The organism is Vibrio sp. R10-SG3-ISO10 (genome assembly GCF_059834185.1).
Genome location: NZ_JCBDHG010000022.1, coordinates 556,153 through 574,402 on the forward strand (window position 1 = coordinate 556,153; position 18,250 = coordinate 574,402).

The 18,250-nt window shown below is 45.6% G+C and carries 18 protein-coding genes; 10 read left to right on the plus strand and 8 right to left on the minus strand.

Features of this window, described 5'->3' with window-relative positions; all coding sequences use genetic code 11:
• The first annotated feature begins 23 nt into the window (after positions 1-23).
• Genes AC6R16_RS16040 through AC6R16_RS16050 form a run of 3 tightly spaced genes read left to right on the plus strand, consistent with a single transcriptional unit; the run spans position 24 to position 2,901 of the window.
• Positions 24-1,235: an argininosuccinate synthase-related protein gene (locus AC6R16_RS16040; RefSeq protein WP_500675021.1), complete on the plus strand. Its 1,212-nt coding sequence runs from the start codon at positions 24-26 to the stop codon at positions 1,233-1,235.
• 15 nt (positions 1,236-1,250) lie between these two features.
• Positions 1,251-1,994 carry a 2OG-Fe dioxygenase family protein gene (locus AC6R16_RS16045; protein WP_500675022.1) on the plus strand — a complete coding sequence of 248 codons (744 nt, stop codon included), beginning with the start codon at positions 1,251-1,253 and terminating at the stop codon, positions 1,992-1,994.
• A gap of 1 nt (position 1,995) precedes the next feature.
• On the plus strand, positions 1,996-2,901 hold the full coding sequence (locus AC6R16_RS16050; RefSeq protein ID WP_239824946.1) for a DMT family transporter: 906 nt from the start codon (positions 1,996-1,998) through the stop codon (positions 2,899-2,901).
• A gap of 37 nt (positions 2,902-2,938) precedes the next feature.
• Here the strand turns inward: AC6R16_RS16050 and AC6R16_RS16055 are convergent, their stop codons facing one another.
• The gene (locus tag AC6R16_RS16055; RefSeq protein ID WP_171320211.1) at positions 2,939-3,601 is read right to left on the minus strand and encodes a PH domain-containing protein; all 663 of its coding nucleotides are present in this window, start codon (positions 3,599-3,601) and stop codon (positions 2,939-2,941) included.
• A 46-nt stretch (positions 3,602-3,647) separates the two neighbouring features.
• Positions 3,648-4,079 carry a c-type cytochrome gene (locus AC6R16_RS16060; RefSeq protein WP_500675023.1) on the minus strand — a complete coding sequence of 144 codons (432 nt, stop codon included), beginning with the start codon at positions 4,077-4,079 and terminating at the stop codon, positions 3,648-3,650.
• A 146-nt stretch (positions 4,080-4,225) separates the two neighbouring features.
• On the opposite strand from AC6R16_RS16060, the gene AC6R16_RS16065 reads away from it, so the two are divergent.
• From AC6R16_RS16065 to AC6R16_RS16075, 3 genes are read left to right on the plus strand one after another with little or no spacing between them, the layout of a single operon-like run.
• Positions 4,226-4,849, plus strand: a complete 624-nt coding sequence (locus AC6R16_RS16065) for a cytochrome b/b6 domain-containing protein (protein WP_500675024.1) — start codon at positions 4,226-4,228, stop codon at positions 4,847-4,849.
• A 14-nt stretch (positions 4,850-4,863) separates the two neighbouring features.
• The gene (locus AC6R16_RS16070) at positions 4,864-5,292 is read left to right on the plus strand and encodes a MarR family transcriptional regulator (RefSeq protein WP_494504224.1); all 429 of its coding nucleotides are present in this window, start codon (positions 4,864-4,866) and stop codon (positions 5,290-5,292) included.
• A gap of 33 nt (positions 5,293-5,325) precedes the next feature.
• Entirely contained in the window at positions 5,326-6,324 is a 999-nt protein-coding gene (locus AC6R16_RS16075) for a succinylglutamate desuccinylase/aspartoacylase family protein (protein WP_500675025.1), read from the plus strand.
• A 9-nt stretch (positions 6,325-6,333) separates the two neighbouring features.
• Here the strand turns inward: AC6R16_RS16075 and AC6R16_RS16080 are convergent, their stop codons facing one another.
• The 6 genes from AC6R16_RS16080 to AC6R16_RS16105 all read right to left on the minus strand — a co-directional run bounded on the left by AC6R16_RS16080 (position 6,334) and on the right by AC6R16_RS16105 (position 11,945).
• Positions 6,334-8,166 (minus strand): MFS transporter, encoded by a 1,833-nt coding sequence (locus tag AC6R16_RS16080; RefSeq protein WP_500675026.1) that lies wholly within the window; start codon positions 8,164-8,166, stop codon positions 6,334-6,336.
• 138 nt (positions 8,167-8,304) lie between these two features.
• On the minus strand, positions 8,305-8,457 hold the full coding sequence (locus AC6R16_RS16085) for a hypothetical protein (RefSeq protein ID WP_500675027.1): 153 nt from the start codon (positions 8,455-8,457) through the stop codon (positions 8,305-8,307).
• Positions 8,458-8,520: 63 nt separating this feature from the next.
• Positions 8,521-9,816, minus strand: a complete 1,296-nt coding sequence (locus tag AC6R16_RS16090; protein WP_500675028.1) for a sensor histidine kinase — start codon at positions 9,814-9,816, stop codon at positions 8,521-8,523.
• Positions 9,817-10,491, minus strand: a complete 675-nt coding sequence (locus tag AC6R16_RS16095) for a response regulator transcription factor (RefSeq protein ID WP_500675029.1) — start codon at positions 10,489-10,491, stop codon at positions 9,817-9,819.
• Between the two features lie 7 nt (positions 10,492-10,498).
• Positions 10,499-11,389, minus strand: coding sequence for a sterol desaturase family protein (locus AC6R16_RS16100; RefSeq protein ID WP_500675030.1), 891 nt, complete (start codon positions 11,387-11,389; stop codon positions 10,499-10,501).
• Positions 11,390-11,405: 16 nt separating this feature from the next.
• Positions 11,406-11,945 carry a hypothetical protein gene (locus tag AC6R16_RS16105; RefSeq protein ID WP_500675031.1) on the minus strand — a complete coding sequence of 180 codons (540 nt, stop codon included), beginning with the start codon at positions 11,943-11,945 and terminating at the stop codon, positions 11,406-11,408.
• 182 nt (positions 11,946-12,127) lie between these two features.
• Between AC6R16_RS16105 and AC6R16_RS16110 the strand changes: the two genes are divergently transcribed.
• The 4 genes from AC6R16_RS16110 to AC6R16_RS16125 are packed head-to-tail and all read left to right on the plus strand — an operon-like array spanning position 12,128 to position 18,216.
• The gene (locus AC6R16_RS16110) at positions 12,128-13,027 is read left to right on the plus strand and encodes an ABC transporter six-transmembrane domain-containing protein (protein ID WP_500675032.1); all 900 of its coding nucleotides are present in this window, start codon (positions 12,128-12,130) and stop codon (positions 13,025-13,027) included.
• On the plus strand, positions 13,017-14,156 hold the full coding sequence (locus AC6R16_RS16115) for an efflux RND transporter periplasmic adaptor subunit (RefSeq protein ID WP_500675033.1): 1,140 nt from the start codon (positions 13,017-13,019) through the stop codon (positions 14,154-14,156). The genes AC6R16_RS16110 and AC6R16_RS16115 overlap by 11 nt, the downstream gene beginning before the upstream one ends.
• Entirely contained in the window at positions 14,156-17,245 is a 3,090-nt protein-coding gene (locus AC6R16_RS16120; RefSeq protein ID WP_500675034.1) for an efflux RND transporter permease subunit, read from the plus strand. The genes AC6R16_RS16115 and AC6R16_RS16120 overlap by 1 nt, the downstream gene beginning before the upstream one ends.
• Positions 17,245-18,216 (plus strand): helix-turn-helix domain-containing protein, encoded by a 972-nt coding sequence (locus AC6R16_RS16125; RefSeq protein ID WP_500675035.1) that lies wholly within the window; start codon positions 17,245-17,247, stop codon positions 18,214-18,216. The genes AC6R16_RS16120 and AC6R16_RS16125 overlap by 1 nt, the downstream gene beginning before the upstream one ends.
• Positions 18,217-18,250 lie beyond the last annotated feature (34 nt).

Genomic DNA, 18,250 nt, shown 5'->3' on the forward strand with positions numbered 1-18,250 from the left:
GCAAGGAAAGCGGAAAGGACATCGTGAAGAAGTTAAGAAGTATTGAAGACATTCGTACCATCTCTAGTACGGTTAAGCATGTTTTAACTCTGTTCAGTGGTGGCTTAGATAGCACATACCTCCTCGAGATACTTAAAGAACAAAAAGTGAAGGTGACCGCATTAGTGGTTGATCTTGGAGAAGGCATTGATGAGTCCAATTTAAAGCTGATTACCGATCATTATGGTGTCGAACTCATGATCCTCGATGCTAAACAAGAATTCGTTGAACATAGTTTGGTTTCTGCAATACAAGCACAGGCCCTCTATCTTGGCGACTACCCTGTCAGTTCTTCATTATCACGTCCAATCATTGTCAAAAAGGCAGTGCAAGTGGCACAAAAGCTCAATTGTCAGGCCATCATCCACACCGCTAATCAATCTCAAAATAGCCTCAGACGTCTAAATGGCGCAATTGAGGCGAGTGGCTATCAGGGATATTACGGCTCGCCCTATGAATACTCCGCACTGACTCGTGAAGAGAAAACCGCAGCGCTATTTCATTCTGGTTTAGTTGGATTTAAATCTCGCAATGTCAGCGGTGATGCCAATCTTTGGTGCCGTGAATTTGAGTCGGGTGTTTTGGATGACCCAGAATCATTTACTGTCTCAGAATCTCTGTTTAGCTGGTCAAAATGGAATCCAGCGAAGCAGCTTGACAACCATCAAGTAAGAATAGGATTTCGTAAGGGATATCCGGTAACAATCAACGATTTACCGATGAATCTTAAAGAGTTAATTGCTTTCATTAACAACCACGTTGGCGCGTATGAAATCGGTCGATATGTAGGTTTCGACCACCTAGATGAGGATGAGAAAGTCTTAGAGGTGCGCGAAGCACCCGCTGCTCACATCCTTATGAAAGCATATAAGTTGTTGGAAACAGCAACTTTACCTACCGATGTTCTCAAAGCAAAAGCGATGCACAATGAAATGTGGACCCAAGAAGCGGTTGAAGGCCGCTGGGGAAGCATGTTGCAGAGCTCAAGTTATGCGTTCATCGCTCACACTGCCGAGCATGTCTCTGGCAGTGTTTTATTCTCACTATCACGTGGACATGTTCTCGCAACTAGCATAGTTGCAGATGAGCCTAAGTATCTTCGTGATAGAGATGCATGGGAGGTGCAAACCGCTCATAAAAGAAGTTTGCGCACACTCTCTCCCTCATCATTAAAAAAACAACAACAAACGGCGTAGTGCGAGGTGACCTATATGGAAACGGTGAAAAAGCCTATCGAACGTCATGCATCGGTTATCGCTCAGATACTCAGTCAAAATAATTATGTTTTTGTCAGTGGTAAGCAGATGACCAATCTGTTGACAACCAATGTAGATGAGGTGATTCGATTTAAAAACTGCTGGAACCACCTAGAGCGTGATCGCTATATGGCAGATGGTGGGGCGTATCGTTATCGACGTTATGGTCAGTTCTTAAAAGCAAAAGGTGGTAAGCAGATTTCAATGTTGCCCCATGAGCCTTATGTTCAGCCTTCTTATATCAATTCATTGAATGGAGACATTGAGCGTCATTTTGAGCCTTTAACGGATCGTTTTGTCACATCCCCAATTCTAGAGAGACTTTTGCTGTTGCTGAGCGATGTGTATGACTTGGCAGAAGAACAGGCAACGGATTGGAACATTCGCTTACACCCCTATCGAATCATCGCTGATGAAGCTGAACAAGGTGAGCCAACTCCAGAGGGTTTGCATCGTGACGGCGTGACCTATATTGCGTCGCTGATGATCAATAAGATCAATGTGTCTGGCGGTGAAACTACGATCACAGACGACAAGGGCAATACTTTGGAATCCCTGACGCTGGATAAAACATTTGATGTGGTGTTAGCCAATGATGAAAAAACCATGCATGAGGTGACCGCCATCACACCAAACAGTATAGATAAATGTGCGTACAGGGATGTACTCGTTATCGCTTTTACAAAAATGGAGGAATAAGATGACAACGGCTACGGGTCAATTAAAAAAAGGAAGTTTTAAGTTTCCGTTAACCGAATCATTGTTGCTACTCGTCGCAGTTTTTTGGGGCACAAGTTATGGACTGACCAAGAGTGCTCTTGTTTACACTAGCGTTTTAGTTTTCATTTCGATTCGTTTCTCGATCACTTTTCTATGTATGCTACCTGTAGTGATTCGAGACTTTCGCCGCGGGCTCAATAAAGACTGGAAGATTGCCATACCGACCGGTTTTATCCTATCGGCGATTTTTTTCTGCGAAGTGTTCGGGGTTTCTCAAACCTCAGCATCAAATGCGGCGTTCTTGATTAGCTTATCAGTGATACTGACGGCCTTCGCCGAGCTGATAATCAATAAGAAACGAGTCAGTAACACTTTATGGGGATTAACCTTGTGTAGTGTCGTTGGAGTTTTGTTGCTAACCAGTAATCAAGGTATTGAATTGTCACTCAATACAGGTGACTATTTTATCCTAGGGGCGGCATTGCTCAGAGCCTTAATGGTGACGCTAACCAAGCGTTTTACCGAAGGAAAAGAAATTACCACAAGCACGCTAACCTCTCTTCAATCGTTGGTGGTTGCTGGTGTCGCGATATTCGCTGCTATGGCGTACCTACCTGCATCTGAACTTGTTATCCCAACCAGTACCGAGTTTTGGATAACCGTGGCTTACCTTGTGTTGTTTTGTACTTTGTTTGCCTTCTATGTTCAAAACTATGCGGTGCGCAGAACGTCACCGACACGGGTTTCTTTGCTGATGGGTAGTGAGCCTTTGTTTGGTGCGATATTCGCTATGGTGTGGTTGCAGGAGTCATTGAGCCTGTTACAGGTGGTTGGTGGGGCACTGATTCTGTTTAGTGTTATTGTTACCTCAACGAAAGAAAGTTAAAGAAAAATGGGTCACAGCAATGTGACCCATTTTGGTTTTATTGAATCTTTATTTTGTGACCTAGGTGCTGAACCTGAATCGTCGCGTAGCCAAGCATCACGGCTTCAAACTGTTTACTCAACTCTTGAGCATGTTGTGCGTCTTTAGCAAGAAAGGCAACTGAGTAAATTGGACGTACAATTCCGTCGTTAAGTTCTTGTGTATCTAGGTAAGATGACGTGACGAGCCCCGCCTGATTTAGACTGATGACACGTTGCAAGTCGATGCCTAGTACACGATCCATCTCTAGTGCTTCTATCCCTTTTTTCCATGTAATTGTTACTCCATAGTTGTTGTAAACCGGTGTGTTATCTAACCATTTTGAGCCCATTGGCTGAATATTTGCTATTTTGACCAACTCTTTTTTATACAGCGGTAAATCCTTCAGTTTTTGTTCTACTTGCTCAGGACTGTCGGCTTCAATAACAAAGCGCAGCATCTGTACTGAGCGGTCATCAATCTGGCTACGAGACACGAACATATCTTTAATTTCACCTTGTTCCACGAGTTTGCCAAAGGCGGCTTTTTGCTCTGGCATGGTGTTAAGGACTTCTTCCGCATTGTCAGTGTTCCATTCGAGTGAGACACCGAAGTCTGCCGCGATTGTAAAAGTTGAAGCGAAAAGTGATGTGATGAGTGCTACGGTAGTTAGTGCTTTCATGTCATGTTCCTCTATGTAATTTGGATAAGTTATCGTGTGTGGGTGATTACCAGCGCGAGCGGTAGCTTCGGTGGCAGCTTTTACAGGTTTTTTGCGCGGCGTCTAAGCCAGACTCTGCGAGGGAAGGACTTTGCTGCTGACTAGCCTGATAAAGCTCTGCAAAACCTTGATCCATTTGCAGCAACAGTTGATTAAATTTCTCGGGTTTGCTCCACACGCTGTCTTTAGCCTTACTGCCTTGTTGGCTGCCAGCAGGAAAAAGGGTTAACAGGGCTTGGCTGTGATTGTTTAACTCTAAGCTTGTGGCTTGAAGCTTATCCCAATCGGTTTGTGACCCATCTAAGGTGCGATTCGCACTCTTAACTAATGTTTCTACTTGTTCAAAAGCGTGTTGCCTTTGTTCAATTTGTTGCGAGTAGTCTTGCGCGTTCACCAGTAATGGGGTTGAGCACAATAGGCTGATCATGACTTTGTTCATATTGGTCGTCTCTTCTTATCGTTTGATCATTTTCGATCATTGCGTGTTGTTTGCATTAATTTACACAGCAATAGTTGCAATTGCAACTATTGCTGTGTAAATTAATGCAAATGAAATGAACAGCCAAACAATTGAAGAGGTATCAAATGAAAGTATGGGATCTATCTACACGCCTATATCATTGGGCTCAAGCAGGACTTTTTATGGCGCTATTGGCGAGTGGTTTTTCCGGTAATGGTCCGCACGTCCAGCTGGGTTTAGCTATTACGACCTTGATCATATGGCGAATAGTTTGGGGATTTGTTGGCAGTGAAACGAGTCGTTTTAGGCAGTTTCTGCGTTCACCAAAGAGTGTATTCAACTACCTATTGGGGAGGGAGTCATCGCAACCAGGTCATAACCCAGCGGGAGGATGGATGGTGCTAACCTTGCTTTGCGCTTTACTTGTTCAATGTATTTCAGGAATGGCCTTGGCGGGATTGCTTGATAATTTGCCGTATGCTGAAGTTTGGCTAAAGGATTCAGTATTCTCTTTGCTTGAAACTGCGCACTTACTGTTGGCAAACCTCCTACCTGCATTAGTGGCTTTGCATGTTGGTGCAATTGTGTTTTACAAGTTGCGCTCCAAACCATTGACTTGGGCGATGGTCACCGGTAAGCAAACCTTTCTAAATCAATCAGGGAGTGTATTGCTAGTCTCTCAATGGCGCGCATTATTAGTGCTAGTTGTAGCAACATCAGTTACCATGGCAATAGTTGCATTCTCATAGTGAGTAAGTTGTAAATGAGTGAAGAATTCGATAGACAACGTAGTTTTGGTTGGCTGATTAATGTTGTGGCTAATGACGCCGCAAAAACATTCGATACGGAACTAAAAAAACATGGCCTGACGATTGCTCTGTGGCCAACGTTGATGTGTTTATGGGAAGAAGAGGGCGTGACCCAACGCGAGATTGCGCAGAAATCTAAGGTGGAAAACTCAACCACAACAAGAACACTCGATAAACTTGAAAATCTCGGGCTGGTTGAAAGACAAGCGGATCCCAACAGCCGCCGTTCTTTTCGAATTTACCTGACGGATGAAGGGCGTGCGCTTAGAGAGCAACTCATCCCCATTCCTTTAGGGATTAATCAAAAAATCCTCAGTGCACTTGATCCAAAAGAGCGTGATGAGCTGATTCGTTTATTGCAAAAATTGGTTGCCCAAGTGTAACTTGCTAGAGGTTTTATGCAGATGGAGAATAGAATGACCAAGCCACTCAATGAATGTATTGTGCCTATGTACCCAACTATTCAAGCGCTAGACGTCAACGCGCTTGAGGCGGGAGAGCATAAATTCTGGTTTGCGGTGGCAACGGACGCGATTGGTCATCCGCAAACATTGCCTGTTAGAGTGTTTAAAGGGGCTAAGCCCGGAAAACGCATTGTGATTACGGCGGGTGTACATGGCGATGAGCAAAATGGTATTTTAACCGCGCAAAAGCTTGCCCGAGAGCTAGAGGGCAAAGCGATTTCCGGCTGCGTTACTATCGTTCCGGCGGTTAACTTATCGGGCATTGCCCGCCACAGTCGTGATTTTCACTCTGCTGCGCCAGACAGTTCTTCTGCGAACCTTAATCGTATATTCCCAGGTAACCCAAATGGCGATGATGCCAGTCGCTATGCCTATAGCTTATGGGAGAATCTGCTCAAGCCCAATGCTGATCTTGCGATTGATCTCCACTCTCAAACCAGCGGTAGTGCGTATCCACTTTATGCGTTTGCCGATTACCGAATTGACGATGCGATTCGGATGGCGAGGCTGATCAACCCTGATGTGATTCTCAATGACCCCGGTGACCCTGGAATTCTTGAAACGGTTTACAATCGCGCCGATATTCCTTCCATTACTATTGAAGTCGGTGTGGGCCGTTATACCGATTTAGAGATGGTTGATAGAGCAACGCTGGGTGTTTTGAATGTACTGCGCTCTTACGAGATGCTTGCTGGAGAGGTACAGACGACACAAGAGCAATGCGTTGAGGGAAATACCATCACCAGTGTGAGGGCAGAGCAAGGTGGCTTTGTGATTTGTCATGTTGAGTTGTTGGAAAATGTCGAACAGGGGCAAAAACTTGCTACGCAATACAATAGCTTTGGTGATGAGATCCAAACCTACTACTCACCTACAAGCGGAACCGTGATCAGCCATAACGTGGAATCGGTTCGTGCACCGGGTTCGCTAGTGGTTCGATTGATAAAGTAACCGCGACAACTATGGTGTTTCGGGGTTAATCTGCTCTTCGTGTTCTTGAATAGATTGCTCAACTAGCTGAGTAATCTCTTCTACTTGCTCGGGAGCAGATTCCGCAATCGTACTAATAAACTCTTCGACCGATTCATTAATATCACTTTCCTCTCGGTCCGCAAGCCTTAGGTTTTGGTTGGTTTCAACCATATTGGCGACCAATTCCTGACTGAATTCGGCCAACTTCTCTGGAGATTGTTCTGCGAGTGTTTCAACCAAGTTGTTTGGTTGTTCTTCCATGGCATCACTGATGGCTACCAAGATCTGCATGGTATTCTCAGGTTCTTTTTCAATCAGCCATTCAACAATCTCATCGACCTGTTCATGCTCTGACTCTGCGAGCTTTTTCGCGATCTCAATCGACAAGTCTGGGTTGGTCAGGGTAAGAGAGCGAAACAGCACCACTGTATCTATGTTATCTAGTTGGGCGGCTTTCTCTGCTAAAGAAGCGGCCCACTCTGGGTTTTTGTTTGATAGTCCACGTATCAATGCAATTGCCTTGCTTGGGTGGTCCTTGGCTAACGACTCTACCTGTTCCCAAGCTTCATCAACATAGAGTGAATAGTCTTGGTACTCAGTACGTGGATCAAGCTCTTCATGGATTGACGCTGGAGTATGCATGACGAAGCTTTCTTGCTCTTCCACAGGAAGTGCTTGTCTGACCGACATTCGGTAGATGGTAAAGACAATCAAGCCAAGATCGACAAATATTAAAAAGCCAAATAGAGCACTACCATTAAAGCGCTCCATGATAAGTGCCGCTGTATAAGGGCCAATGACTGAGCCGATCGCATAGATACATAGTAGGCCTGATAAGACGGGAACTAACTGAGCTTTGAGCGCTCTATCAAAGGTCTCTGAAATACTGAGTGGATATAAACAGGCGATTAATCCCATAGTCAGTGCAACCAAGATGAGCGGTGCTACTTGCCATTGATACTGCATTGAAACGGGTAACGCGAAACTGACGATAGCAAGAACAAAGCACCCAGATAAGATAACTTTACGCCGTTCAAACTTATCGGATAAATAGCCCATTGGCAGCTGGAGAAGGATACCGCCCGCTGTCGCTGCACCCATAAAAACAGACAACTGGAAGCCAGTAATACCTTGACCATCAGCATAGACAGGTAGCATGTTCGCGATGGTTGAATAGAGAATGCCACACACAAAACAGGTCATAAAACCCAGTGGTGACAAAGTATAGATTTCTCTGAGCGGAATCGATTCGGTCTGCTCTATTTGAGGCTCAAAGTGAGAAACGAACACAACAGGTGAGACCGAAATACTAAAAAGCACCCCACATAGAATAAACAGTGTGGTTTCACTGGGCGGCGCTAGGGCTAAGCCAAATTGACCCAAGGTTATCGCACTCAAGATCACCACCTGGTTGACGGCTAAGATCTTGCCACGATTAGACTCGGTCGACACGCTGTTGAACCATGTATCTAGTGTTGCGGTAGCACAAGCGATACAAAACCCCATCACAGCACGCATAATAGCCCAAAGCCAAATCTCTGAGCTAAGCCCCATGATTAAGATGGCGCTAGCACCTAAGCTACCACACATGGCAAAAGTTCTGACTAAGCCAATTTGACGCAGTACTCGCTTACCAATTATAGCACCAAGCAGAAAACCGACAGAGTACATCGAAAGTACAAAACCAATTGATTGCACTCCGACTTGCTCATCGGCTAGTTTCACAGGAAGGAGGATGCCACTTAAGCCATGACTGCTCATCAGCAAAAACGAGCTGATAAAAAGTAGGGTGAGTGGTCTTAGCGTCGCCGTTAAAGTCATAGCTTTGATTTAAAGGTAAAAAAGAGCCATTTACAAGAGATTTGTAAATGGCTTGTAGCGTAAATGTGTTGTAAGTGTGCTATTCAAAAAGGAGAGAAACGTGAATGAAAAATTGCTCGATAGGTAGGCGAAGTTTACTTAGCTTCGCCAGCTATTTCCCAACAGTAGAGAAACCCCGACGGAAATACCCAATGCGATGAGAATATTGGATAGGTTGAAGCCCCAAATTGCTACACAGACAGCAACGGTGACAATTGCCCAGAGTAGAGTTTCTAAAATCCAAGTACCCATTAATAGACTCCTAAAATTCACTATACGAGTAAGTTTAGGTGAACGAGGGTTAAGATTTGGTTATCACTCTGATTGCGAGCGATGGGATTGAAAACTTACACTGGCGATAAACTCTTTCTCTTGATGATATTCAAACTTCCATTCTTGGTGACGACATAATCGCTCGATTAGAATGAGGCCGATACCAAATGAAACTTCAGAGCTGCTTGATTCCGAGTCTTCCAATGAATTAGTGACTTGAACATCAGAGCCCGAGAGTTCGATATTTATTGCCCCTTGCTTGGTATGCTGTAAAGCGTTGCGGATAAGATTCGTCAGGACAATTTCAACCAAGATACTTGGCAGTTTTACGGGCGAATTTTGCGGGCTTGCATTCACTTTGATTGCCACCTGTTTTCCATCTTGCAGGTATTGATGGGTGGCTAAGATAGTCTGTACCAATTGCTCTAAATCGACCTCTTTAATTTCGAGATCATCAAGTTGGTTTCTGCTCATCCAAAGTAGGGTGGTAATAAGGTTTTGCATCGTTACCACGGAGCGATTGATCCTAGCGACCGCACGTTGGCCGCCTTTGGTCATCGAATCTGAAAGGCGGGTTAACATCTCACCACTGGCGGAAATAATGGATACGGGGGTTCTTAACTCGTGGCTAGCGGCGCGGAGAAAGAACTCCTCCCTTTCAATTGCCTCTCGCTGTTGTTTAACGCTCTCGATAAGCTGCTTTGCCAAAAGATCGACCTCGGTATAGCGAAACGTCTCTAGCTTGTTGGTCTCTTGTAAATTGAGAGTCTGTGACCATTGAGACAAGGTAATGATCGGCTTGGTGAGCCTATGAATCAGTAAACGAATCAGAAGAAAAACGAACAGCAGCAAAGCGCCGACGATCAAGAAAGCGGAGTTAAATTTGCAGACGGATTCCGGTGGACTCTGGCTAAGTAGCTCAGTATAGACAGCCTCGTCATATTGGGAGACGACGTACAAATAGCTGTTTTTCGCTTCGACATAGTGAAGAGCAGCGTAAAGATACTCACCATAACCGCCACTGGCATTGGCGATATAGTCTTCGTAAATCACATCGTTTTCAAACGTCTCCCAATCGAACTGTTGCAGAAACTTTGCTGGGATTTGATTGAAGTCTGAGTAAACCTGCAGGGTACTACTTTGAGATTGAGGGATTTTTCCAGTAGCGAGAAATTCAGTTTCAGCGAGCTTCAGCTCGTACAGGAAACCATATTTGGCCGATTCATTAAGACCAATCTGGTAACTTTGGCTGATCATCAATCCATAGATAGCGGTTAAACTGATCACCAAGCCAAACAAGTAAAGGTAGATATCTCGCTTAATACTAACGCGCTTCACTTACTCTTCCTTTCTGATCGCAATGCCTACGCCGTGGAGGGTGTGAATCAGCTTGTTTTCGAACGGCGCATCAATCGCTTGTCTTAGCTTAAACAAATGCACTTTCAAACTGTCAGCATTGGGTAGCTCATCGCCCCATACTTCTTCTTCTAGCTTGGATTTACTGACAACGTTGGGGCTATTTTGAATTAGACATACCAACATCTTCCAGCACACGGGAGGAAGCTTAATCGCTTGACCTGCACGACTCACTTGGTGCTGATCGAGGTCGACCTTGAGATCGCCAACTGAAAGTGAGGTCACTGCCCCTTTAGCTCTGCGTACCAGTGCGAGTACGCGAACCTTGAGTTCTTCCATGGCAAATGGCTTGACCAGATAATCATCAGAACCTGCGGCAAAGCCAGTCAACTTATCGTCCAAGGTATCTCGGGCGGTGAGCATCAAGATTGGCTTACTGACCCCTTTCTCTCGCAGAGATTGGCAGACATCAATGCCATCCATCTTAGGCATGTTTAGGTCGGTAAGAATAATATCGTAGCTGTTACTTAACGCTAGGTTAAGCCCTGATAATCCGTTGTAGGCAAAGTCAAATTCGACTCCATCTAGCTCCATGTAATCGCTGATTGCTTCGGCGAGATCTTTATCGTCTTCAATTAACAGGGCACTAATCGTCATTGAACCTTTACTTCCTTTTTTGTTCTTGCTGCCAAGCCCAGATAGGCGGTTTAACCAGTAGTTTGAACTTGACACTCCACTCTGGTGCATGCCATATCTGGCTGAAAAGCTTCATATATCCATTGAAGTATACTTTAAATGGATTGACGGAGTTAATCCGTGGGTAAACGCCATATTTTACTTCTTCCTCTTCTCGGGCAAAGGTACCAAACATGCGATCCCAAATAATCAGTATTCCGGCATAGTTTTTATCGAGGTACTGTTTATTGGTTGCATGGTGAACCCTGTGATGCGACGGCGTGTTGAATATCGCTTCAATCGGGCGTGGAAATTTTCGCACCGTTTCAGTATGCAGAAGGGTTTGAAACAACTGAACGAAGGTTTCACACATCAAGACAACGAACGGATTGAAGCCGAGTAAAATCAAGGGTAAGTGGAAAAAGAACGGGAAAAACCAGTCCAAAGGCCCAAATCTATACGCCACCGATATATTAAAGTAGGGCGAGCTATGGTGAACGGAGTGCGTCCCCCAAGCGATTCCATTGCTGTGTAAAAATCGGTGCTCCCAGTAGTAAGCTAAATCGGCAAGAATCAAACAGCCAAGAATTGTCCACCCTGTGATCGGCAGCTGAGTAAGGCTAAAGTTTTCGTAGGCAAAAACAAACGCGCCCACATAAGCTAGACCGACAACAAACAGTGTAATCAGTAGGAAAAATAGCGTGACAAAGTTAGTCGCACTATCTCCTATCATGTTCCAGCTAAGCTTCTTTTTAAACGCATAGCGGATAAGTTCGATTAAGAAGACTGCGACCGCAATAAGCAGGAAATTATCATCCACCCAGCTTTCGGTAAATATGATGGTGCTTTCCGAGAACACTTGAGACATAGACTCAAACATAGTTATCTCCTTTACCCTATTGCTTATAGTAGACGGACATTTGGCTCGCTTCAGGTAAGCCATGTTGGTTGAGGTAGTGAGTTTCCACCACCGCATAAGGCTTTTTAGCAAAGTCTATTTTCTGCCATGCCTCTGTCAGCTCAGCCTCATTGTGCTTTCCTTCCTTGAGCAGAAGTTTTGCATCGGCTATGTCTGGTAATTTGGTCAGGTCACTTGCGATTGCGCCCGCTGTGGTCGGGTAACCAATCGTCACCTCTGCTTCAGAGAAATCTGCATTAAATGCTTGATACAACACGACGATGTGATCGACCTTCTGAGGTAGAGGGTTAGCCTCATCGATTCTGGCGTAGAACTTATCCCATAAGTTTGGCACGCCTTGTAATGCGATGGTCTGAGTGACGCCGCGCAAGTAGTTGTTGGGCTTTTTATCGACAACGGGTCCTGCTGACGGTGTTGCGCTACTGGCATCCTCGGCAACGGCAGGCTGAGCTAAGACAAGCCCCCAGATTGAGCCAGTAATTAAGGCGGTGGTGGCGATGGATGCGAATAATTTCATGCTGACTCCATACCTAGGTTAAACACATACCTAAGTGTGATTTATTGATTATGGTAGGAGTGTAAGTGGGTAGGCGTTAACAAAAGGTTATCGATACTCAAATGATCAAAACAGCAATCTGGGACACTTTTTCTTGAGATGAATTGGCAATACTAACGCCAAATTCATTCACAGGAACAATGATGTCTGACTGTTTCCAAGTAACACTTAGATCCACCATTGGCTTAGAGCCCTTCAAAGTAGCGCTTACTTGGTTCATGGTGCTGGTGGAAAACGTGATGCTGATATTACTGCCACTCGCGATAGGCTACACGATTGATGGTGTATTAAATCATGACATGCAACCCTTGATTCACTTCGCCCTGCTGCTGCTAGCCGTTGTGGTCGTCAGTGTATTGCGCCGTTTTTATGATACTCGCGTTTATGGTCAGATTCGTTTTAAGTTAGCCAGGTTGGTTGAGCGAAACTTAAAACACGCACCAGTATCAGTACGTAGTGCACGCTTAACCATGTCTCGTGAGCTGGTGGACTTCTTAGAAGATGATTTGCCGGCGTTAATGACGGCAGTGGTACAGCTTGTTGCTACCGTTGTTATCCTTGCTGCTTTCCACTTCTATCTTGCTCTGAGTGTCTTGGCGTCGGGTATCGGCATCTTGATTATCTACGCCCTGTTTCACGGCACTTTTACTCGTTTAAATGGTGCGCTAAACGATCAGCTAGAACAGCAAGTCACGGCGCTTAATAGCGGTAAGTTTGCCAACATTCGCGGGCATTTTAAACGGCTTAAAAACTGCGAAATTAAACTGTCAGATACCGAAGCCATCGCTTATGGATTGATTTTTATCGTCTTACTGAGCGCAGTTTTAGCCAACCTGTGGATGGTGAGTGCCTTGGTCGAACCTAGTGTGGGGCAGATCTTTTCGATCGTGACTTATTCCCTTGAGTTCGTTGAAGTCGCCGTTGTGTTACCAGTGACACTACAGACATTGTCGCGTTTGGCTGAAATCACTCAACGTCTCAATGTTTCATCAAAGGCTGAGGCCGAAACCCCTAACCAACAGGAGATTTCTTATGAAGGTTAAATCTATCTTAGCTGTCGCGTTAGGCGTAAGCGCAATTTTCGCTGCCTTGGTTATGGTTGACTACTTAGAGCCACAGCCTACTCCGATTAAAGAGAAGGCGGAGCTGAAAGCACCTGTTTCAATTGTTGAGGTGACGCCGCAAGCGCATAAATCGTCTTTGACTTTACTTGCCACCACAGCAGCAAGGTGGCCGATTCAACTTAAAGCATCGAGCACTGCTCAGCTAGCTTGGTTAGATTCTCAATTAGAGCCGGGGATGACGGTGGCGAAAGGGGATATTCTCGCCAAGCTAGAGACCAGTGCGTTAGCGTCAAATTTGGCGCAAGCGAAAAGCCAAGTAACGCAAGCTGAGCTTAATCTCAAGCAGGCGAAACACGAACAGACAGTGGCTTTGAAAATGTTATCAGCTAAAACCAGCTCACCTTTTGCGCGCAGAGAGCCGCAAGTGGCGGCAGCGAAAGCGGAGTTAGACAGAGCACAGCAAGCGCTGCAGAGCGCCAACAAACTGCTGAGTGAAGCCAATATAGTAGCGCCATTTGATGCGATTATATTACGACGCATGATTAGCCCGGGCGAGTGGTTGGAGTCAGGACAAGTGTTGTTTGAGTTAGCGGCGAGCGATTCAGTTGATGTGGCGCTGCCCGTCTCAGATCTCCACTGGCAGAAAGTACAAGGTGCGCTGAGCAAACCAGAAATATCGGTATCAAACAGAGCAGGGCAGCATTGGCCTGCTAAGGTTCGCTATGTTGCCCCTCAGGCCGATGCCAACACTCGTCAACGTCAGGTTGTGTTAGCAGTCAGCGAGCCTTATGCAGAAAAGGAAAAATTGCTTCCCAATCAGCAAGTTAAAGTTGAGGTGAGTTTAGGTAATCAGCAGAACATTGTGACCTTGCCGATTAGCGCCTTAACACGTGATGGCTTTGTTTGGACTTTAGATAACCAAGATAGATTACAGAAAGAGTGGGTAACGCTGGTTGGTCAACAGCAAGATCAAGTGTTCGTTCGTTTTGACAAGCAAAGTGAACAGTCTCGTCGAGTGGTGGTTTATCCTTTGATTTCGATGTTGGTTGGTAAGCAAATGGCACCTCACAGCATGACTGAAATGACGGCCAAATTGGGGAGTGAATAATGAACTGGTTAACCAAGTGGTTTATTAACAACTCTGTCGGCGCTAACTTGCTGATGCTTGCCATCATCGCAAGTGGCGTGATGGCATTTGGACAGTTACGCGTTGAGTCATTTCCGCAGATTGCTCCATCTTCTATATCTATTACAGTGGCTTACCCCGGAGGAAGCGCTAAGCAAATAGACGAAAGCATCACCCAGCGTATCGAAGAGTCCATCAGCGGTATTGCGGGAATCAAGCAGATCACCAGTCAATCTAGAGCGGGTCAGTCGAGTGTTGTGGTGCGCAAAACCAGTAGCACGGATTTGAACAAACTCTTGGATGACGTACGCAATCGCGTCAATGCCATCAATGGCTTCCCTGCTCAAGCAGAAAGACCACAAGTGGTGCGCAATGAGTTTACCAATTTAGCGGCTTTCGTCGTGGTGTCGGGTGACCGCAGTGATGAGCAGCTTCAGCCAATTGCGCGTCAAGTCGAGCAAGCATTAAAGAGCAATCCACGGATCTCAAAAGTTAGTAACTGGGGCTCACGTGCTCCTCAGCTGATTATTGAGCCTCGTCCTGATGAGTTAAAAAAGCTCGGCATGACCTTAGACGATCTTGCTAACACGATTAACCAAATGTCACTGGAGTCACGAACTGGCGAGTTAGTCAGTGATAAAGGAAGAATGGTGATTCGTGGTGACGGTTACGCCGATGACTTACAGAAACTTAAGCAACTGGTGGTGGTGTCTAGGCCATCAGGTACGGTTTATTTAGGTGATATAGCCACACTTACTCGAGATTACGAGACAAGCGGCGCAATCGTAAGAAACAATGGTTCTAATGCCATTGCTTTGTTGGTCAGCACTAGCCAAACCGATAATCTACTTAAAGTGAGCTCAGCGATTGAAGAGACGCTAGCTGAGCAACAGCGAATTCTACCTAACGATATCGAGCTCAATGTGATGGCTGATATGGCGCCTTACATTGAGGAGCAGCTATTTCGACTCGGGGATAATGCATGGCAAGGCCTATTGATTGTCGTTGTTTTACTGGGAATCTTTTTAGAGCTTAAACTGGCTTTTTGGGTCGCGGTAGGGATTCCAGTTGCGCTAGCAGGTACGTTAGGCGCAATGCAAATTGCCAATTACAGCATCAACGACATTACGCTATTTGGCTTTATCTTAGTGCTGGGCATTTTGGTCGATGATGCCGTTGTTGTCGGTGAAGCCATTCACGAAAAGCGCTCTCAATACAAGAGTGGTAAAGAAGCGGCGTGGCACGGCGTCCACTCTGTGTCTGTGGCGACTGTCTTTGGCGTCTTGACCACTATAGCGGCGTTTTCTCCTATGCTGTGGATCAATAATGACTTTGCCAAGATACTGGCTGGTTTTTCCGCAGTGGTGATTTTCGCTCTGATTTTCTCTTTGATTGAAAGTAAGTTTATTCTGCCATCGCATTTGGCGCAGCTCTCTACGCATAAGCAAGGAAAGGGGATAATCGCTAAGATTCAATCCACTGCACAAGACGGGCTGACTTGGTTTAATCAACGTATTTATAAACCTGCGCTAGAGGCAGTACTGGAATACAAACTTGCTAGTTTGATGGGCTTTATCGCCATGATTGTGTTGGCTTACGGAATGTGGTCGACTGGAACGATTCGCAGTGCAATTTTTCCTGAAATCCCGGGACGTTACATTACCGCGAAAGTGGCGCTGGAAGATGGCGCTCCGCTACCTTTGCAAAAGCAAGCATTGGATAAGATTGAGCAGTCGATGCTCTCTGTCGAGCAACAGCTTCAAGCCGACTATCCACTTAGCAAACCACCGCTCGTTAACCTATTAGCATGGTCTGATGGATATGGCGAGATTGAGGTAACGGCAGAGTTAACGAGCGAGTCTCTTAGCATACTCCCTGGCAACCTATTGACTGACAGTTGGCGACAACAAGTCGGCGCAATTGAAGGGGCTTACTCTGTTGAGTTTAGTGCTGCAGAAGCGCCCGCTGGTGGCACGTTTATTTCTATATCATCCCGCGATAGAGAGTTAGCAAAACGCGTGGCGATTGAACTGGGCGATGCTTTGTCAGTGCTGCCGGGTGTTGCCGATGTCTTCGATGATGGTAAAGGGGGTCAGCCACAGGTTCGCTTGGTGCTTAATGAGTTTGGTCACCAGCTTGGCCTAACGCAGGACAAGTTGGCCAAACTGGCGGGTGAAGCATATGGCGAGCGTGAAATTCACCGTCTTTTAGAACAAGGCCAAGAAACGAAAGTATTGCTTAAATACCCAAGGGATGCGCGTAAGACCTTGGCGCAGTTAGAGCAATCACAGGTAATGTTAGCAGGCGGAAAAACCGTTCTGTTAGGCGATATCGCTGAGTTTCAGCATGAGCAGCAACCTCAAATCTTGTATCGTAGAAATCGAGAGCAGGTGGTGAATCTCTACTGGAAGCAAAATCGAGATATACAAGCTCCCGAGCAGACTATGACTCAACTGACACAGCGGATTGAACAACTTGAACTTCAATACCCCGGCGTGAAAATAAAAGCGGGGGGAGAGTTTGAGGAGATCAGTGAAGTCTCCGATGGATTTAAATCGGCAATGATTCTGACCATCTTATTGATTTACATTTTGTTAGCGGTTCCTCTTAAGTCTTATTGGCAACCGTTTATCATTATGGCAGTGATTCCTTTTGGTTTTGCCGGGGCGATATTTGGCCACTACATTATGGATTTACCCATCAGTCTGTTATCTATGTTCGGCATGATGGCGATGACAGGGATCGTGATTAACGATTCATTGGTTTTGATTACTCGTTTCAATCATGAATACCGTAATGGCATGCCTCTTAAGCAAGCATTGGTGACAGCAGGTACGAGTCGCCTGAGAGCTATTTTCTTGACCACGATTACCACGGTTTGTGGCTTGCTGCCATTGTTGAGTGAGACAGCCGAGCAAGCCCAATACCTTAAACCTGCCGCAGTATCATTGGTGTTTGGCGAGTTATTTGCGACAGCGGTTACTTTATTATTGATTCCGATTTTACTCGGACTGACCAGTCGTAAGCAGGCAAAACCGATGGAAGAACAACTGGTGATGGACGCAGTGTAATGAGCAGGGTATTTGATTTAATCGATCAAGCGGGCGATAGTGAATTTATTGATCTAAAAGGACCGAGTGCAATGGCAGAAAATGAAAAGCAGCCCTTCTTGCTGGTTCCCGAGATAGCCTTGCTAGAGCCGCTGCCTGAGCATCTGCGTAAGCGATTTTCACACGCCTTGTATTTAATGCATAAAGAGCTTGATGAGCACAGAACTTGGGAGCAAATCGCGACGGCCAGTGCGATTTCTCCCTATCACTTTCACCGCCAATTTACCGAGCTGTTTAACGAGACGCCCGGGCAATATTTAAGTCGCTTAAGGTTGCAGGTGTCGGTTAGCTTACTGATGAACAATGATCCTTGGAGCGTGACAGAAATTGCTCAATATTGTGGGTTTTCTTCTTCTCAAGCTTTGGGTAAAGCGCTTAAGCGAGAGCTCGGTGTGACGGCTAAACAAGTACGAAAAATGGGTTGCGAATTAACGCCGCGAGAATCTGCTGCATTTATTCGTCAACTCGGCCATCCGGGGAAAGATATCCCTCTAGAAAACGAATTGGCTCAGTCTATGCCGACAGAGCTTATATGGTATCCGAAACGGGGGATGAAAAAGCTGTCTATGGTTGACCCAGACTGGGACAGCGTGATGGAAATCTATGGTGAGAAATCGGTTCGTTTGATGGGGGCCACCCCGGTTAATCAACTAGAGCAAAGCTGGGATCAAATCGATACCTATATTGGCGACTGGCAAGTTGAAGAACAAAAGTATGATTTTATTCTGCCTGAAGGTTACTACTTATGCAGTGATGTTTACCTCGTCTCTGACGCTGGTTACAGTGCCGCGCTTGAAGCTTTGTTCGATATTGCTCTGAAAAAGAATCTTGAGATTGATGAAGACGGCTTTTTTGTCGAAATGATACGTTATATAGAGCTGACAGAAGTGGGCGGTGTCACTTTCTCTTTTCAGATCCCCATCGTTAAGTGACCTTAGAGGCTACCTCTAAGGTCAGATAGTGGTG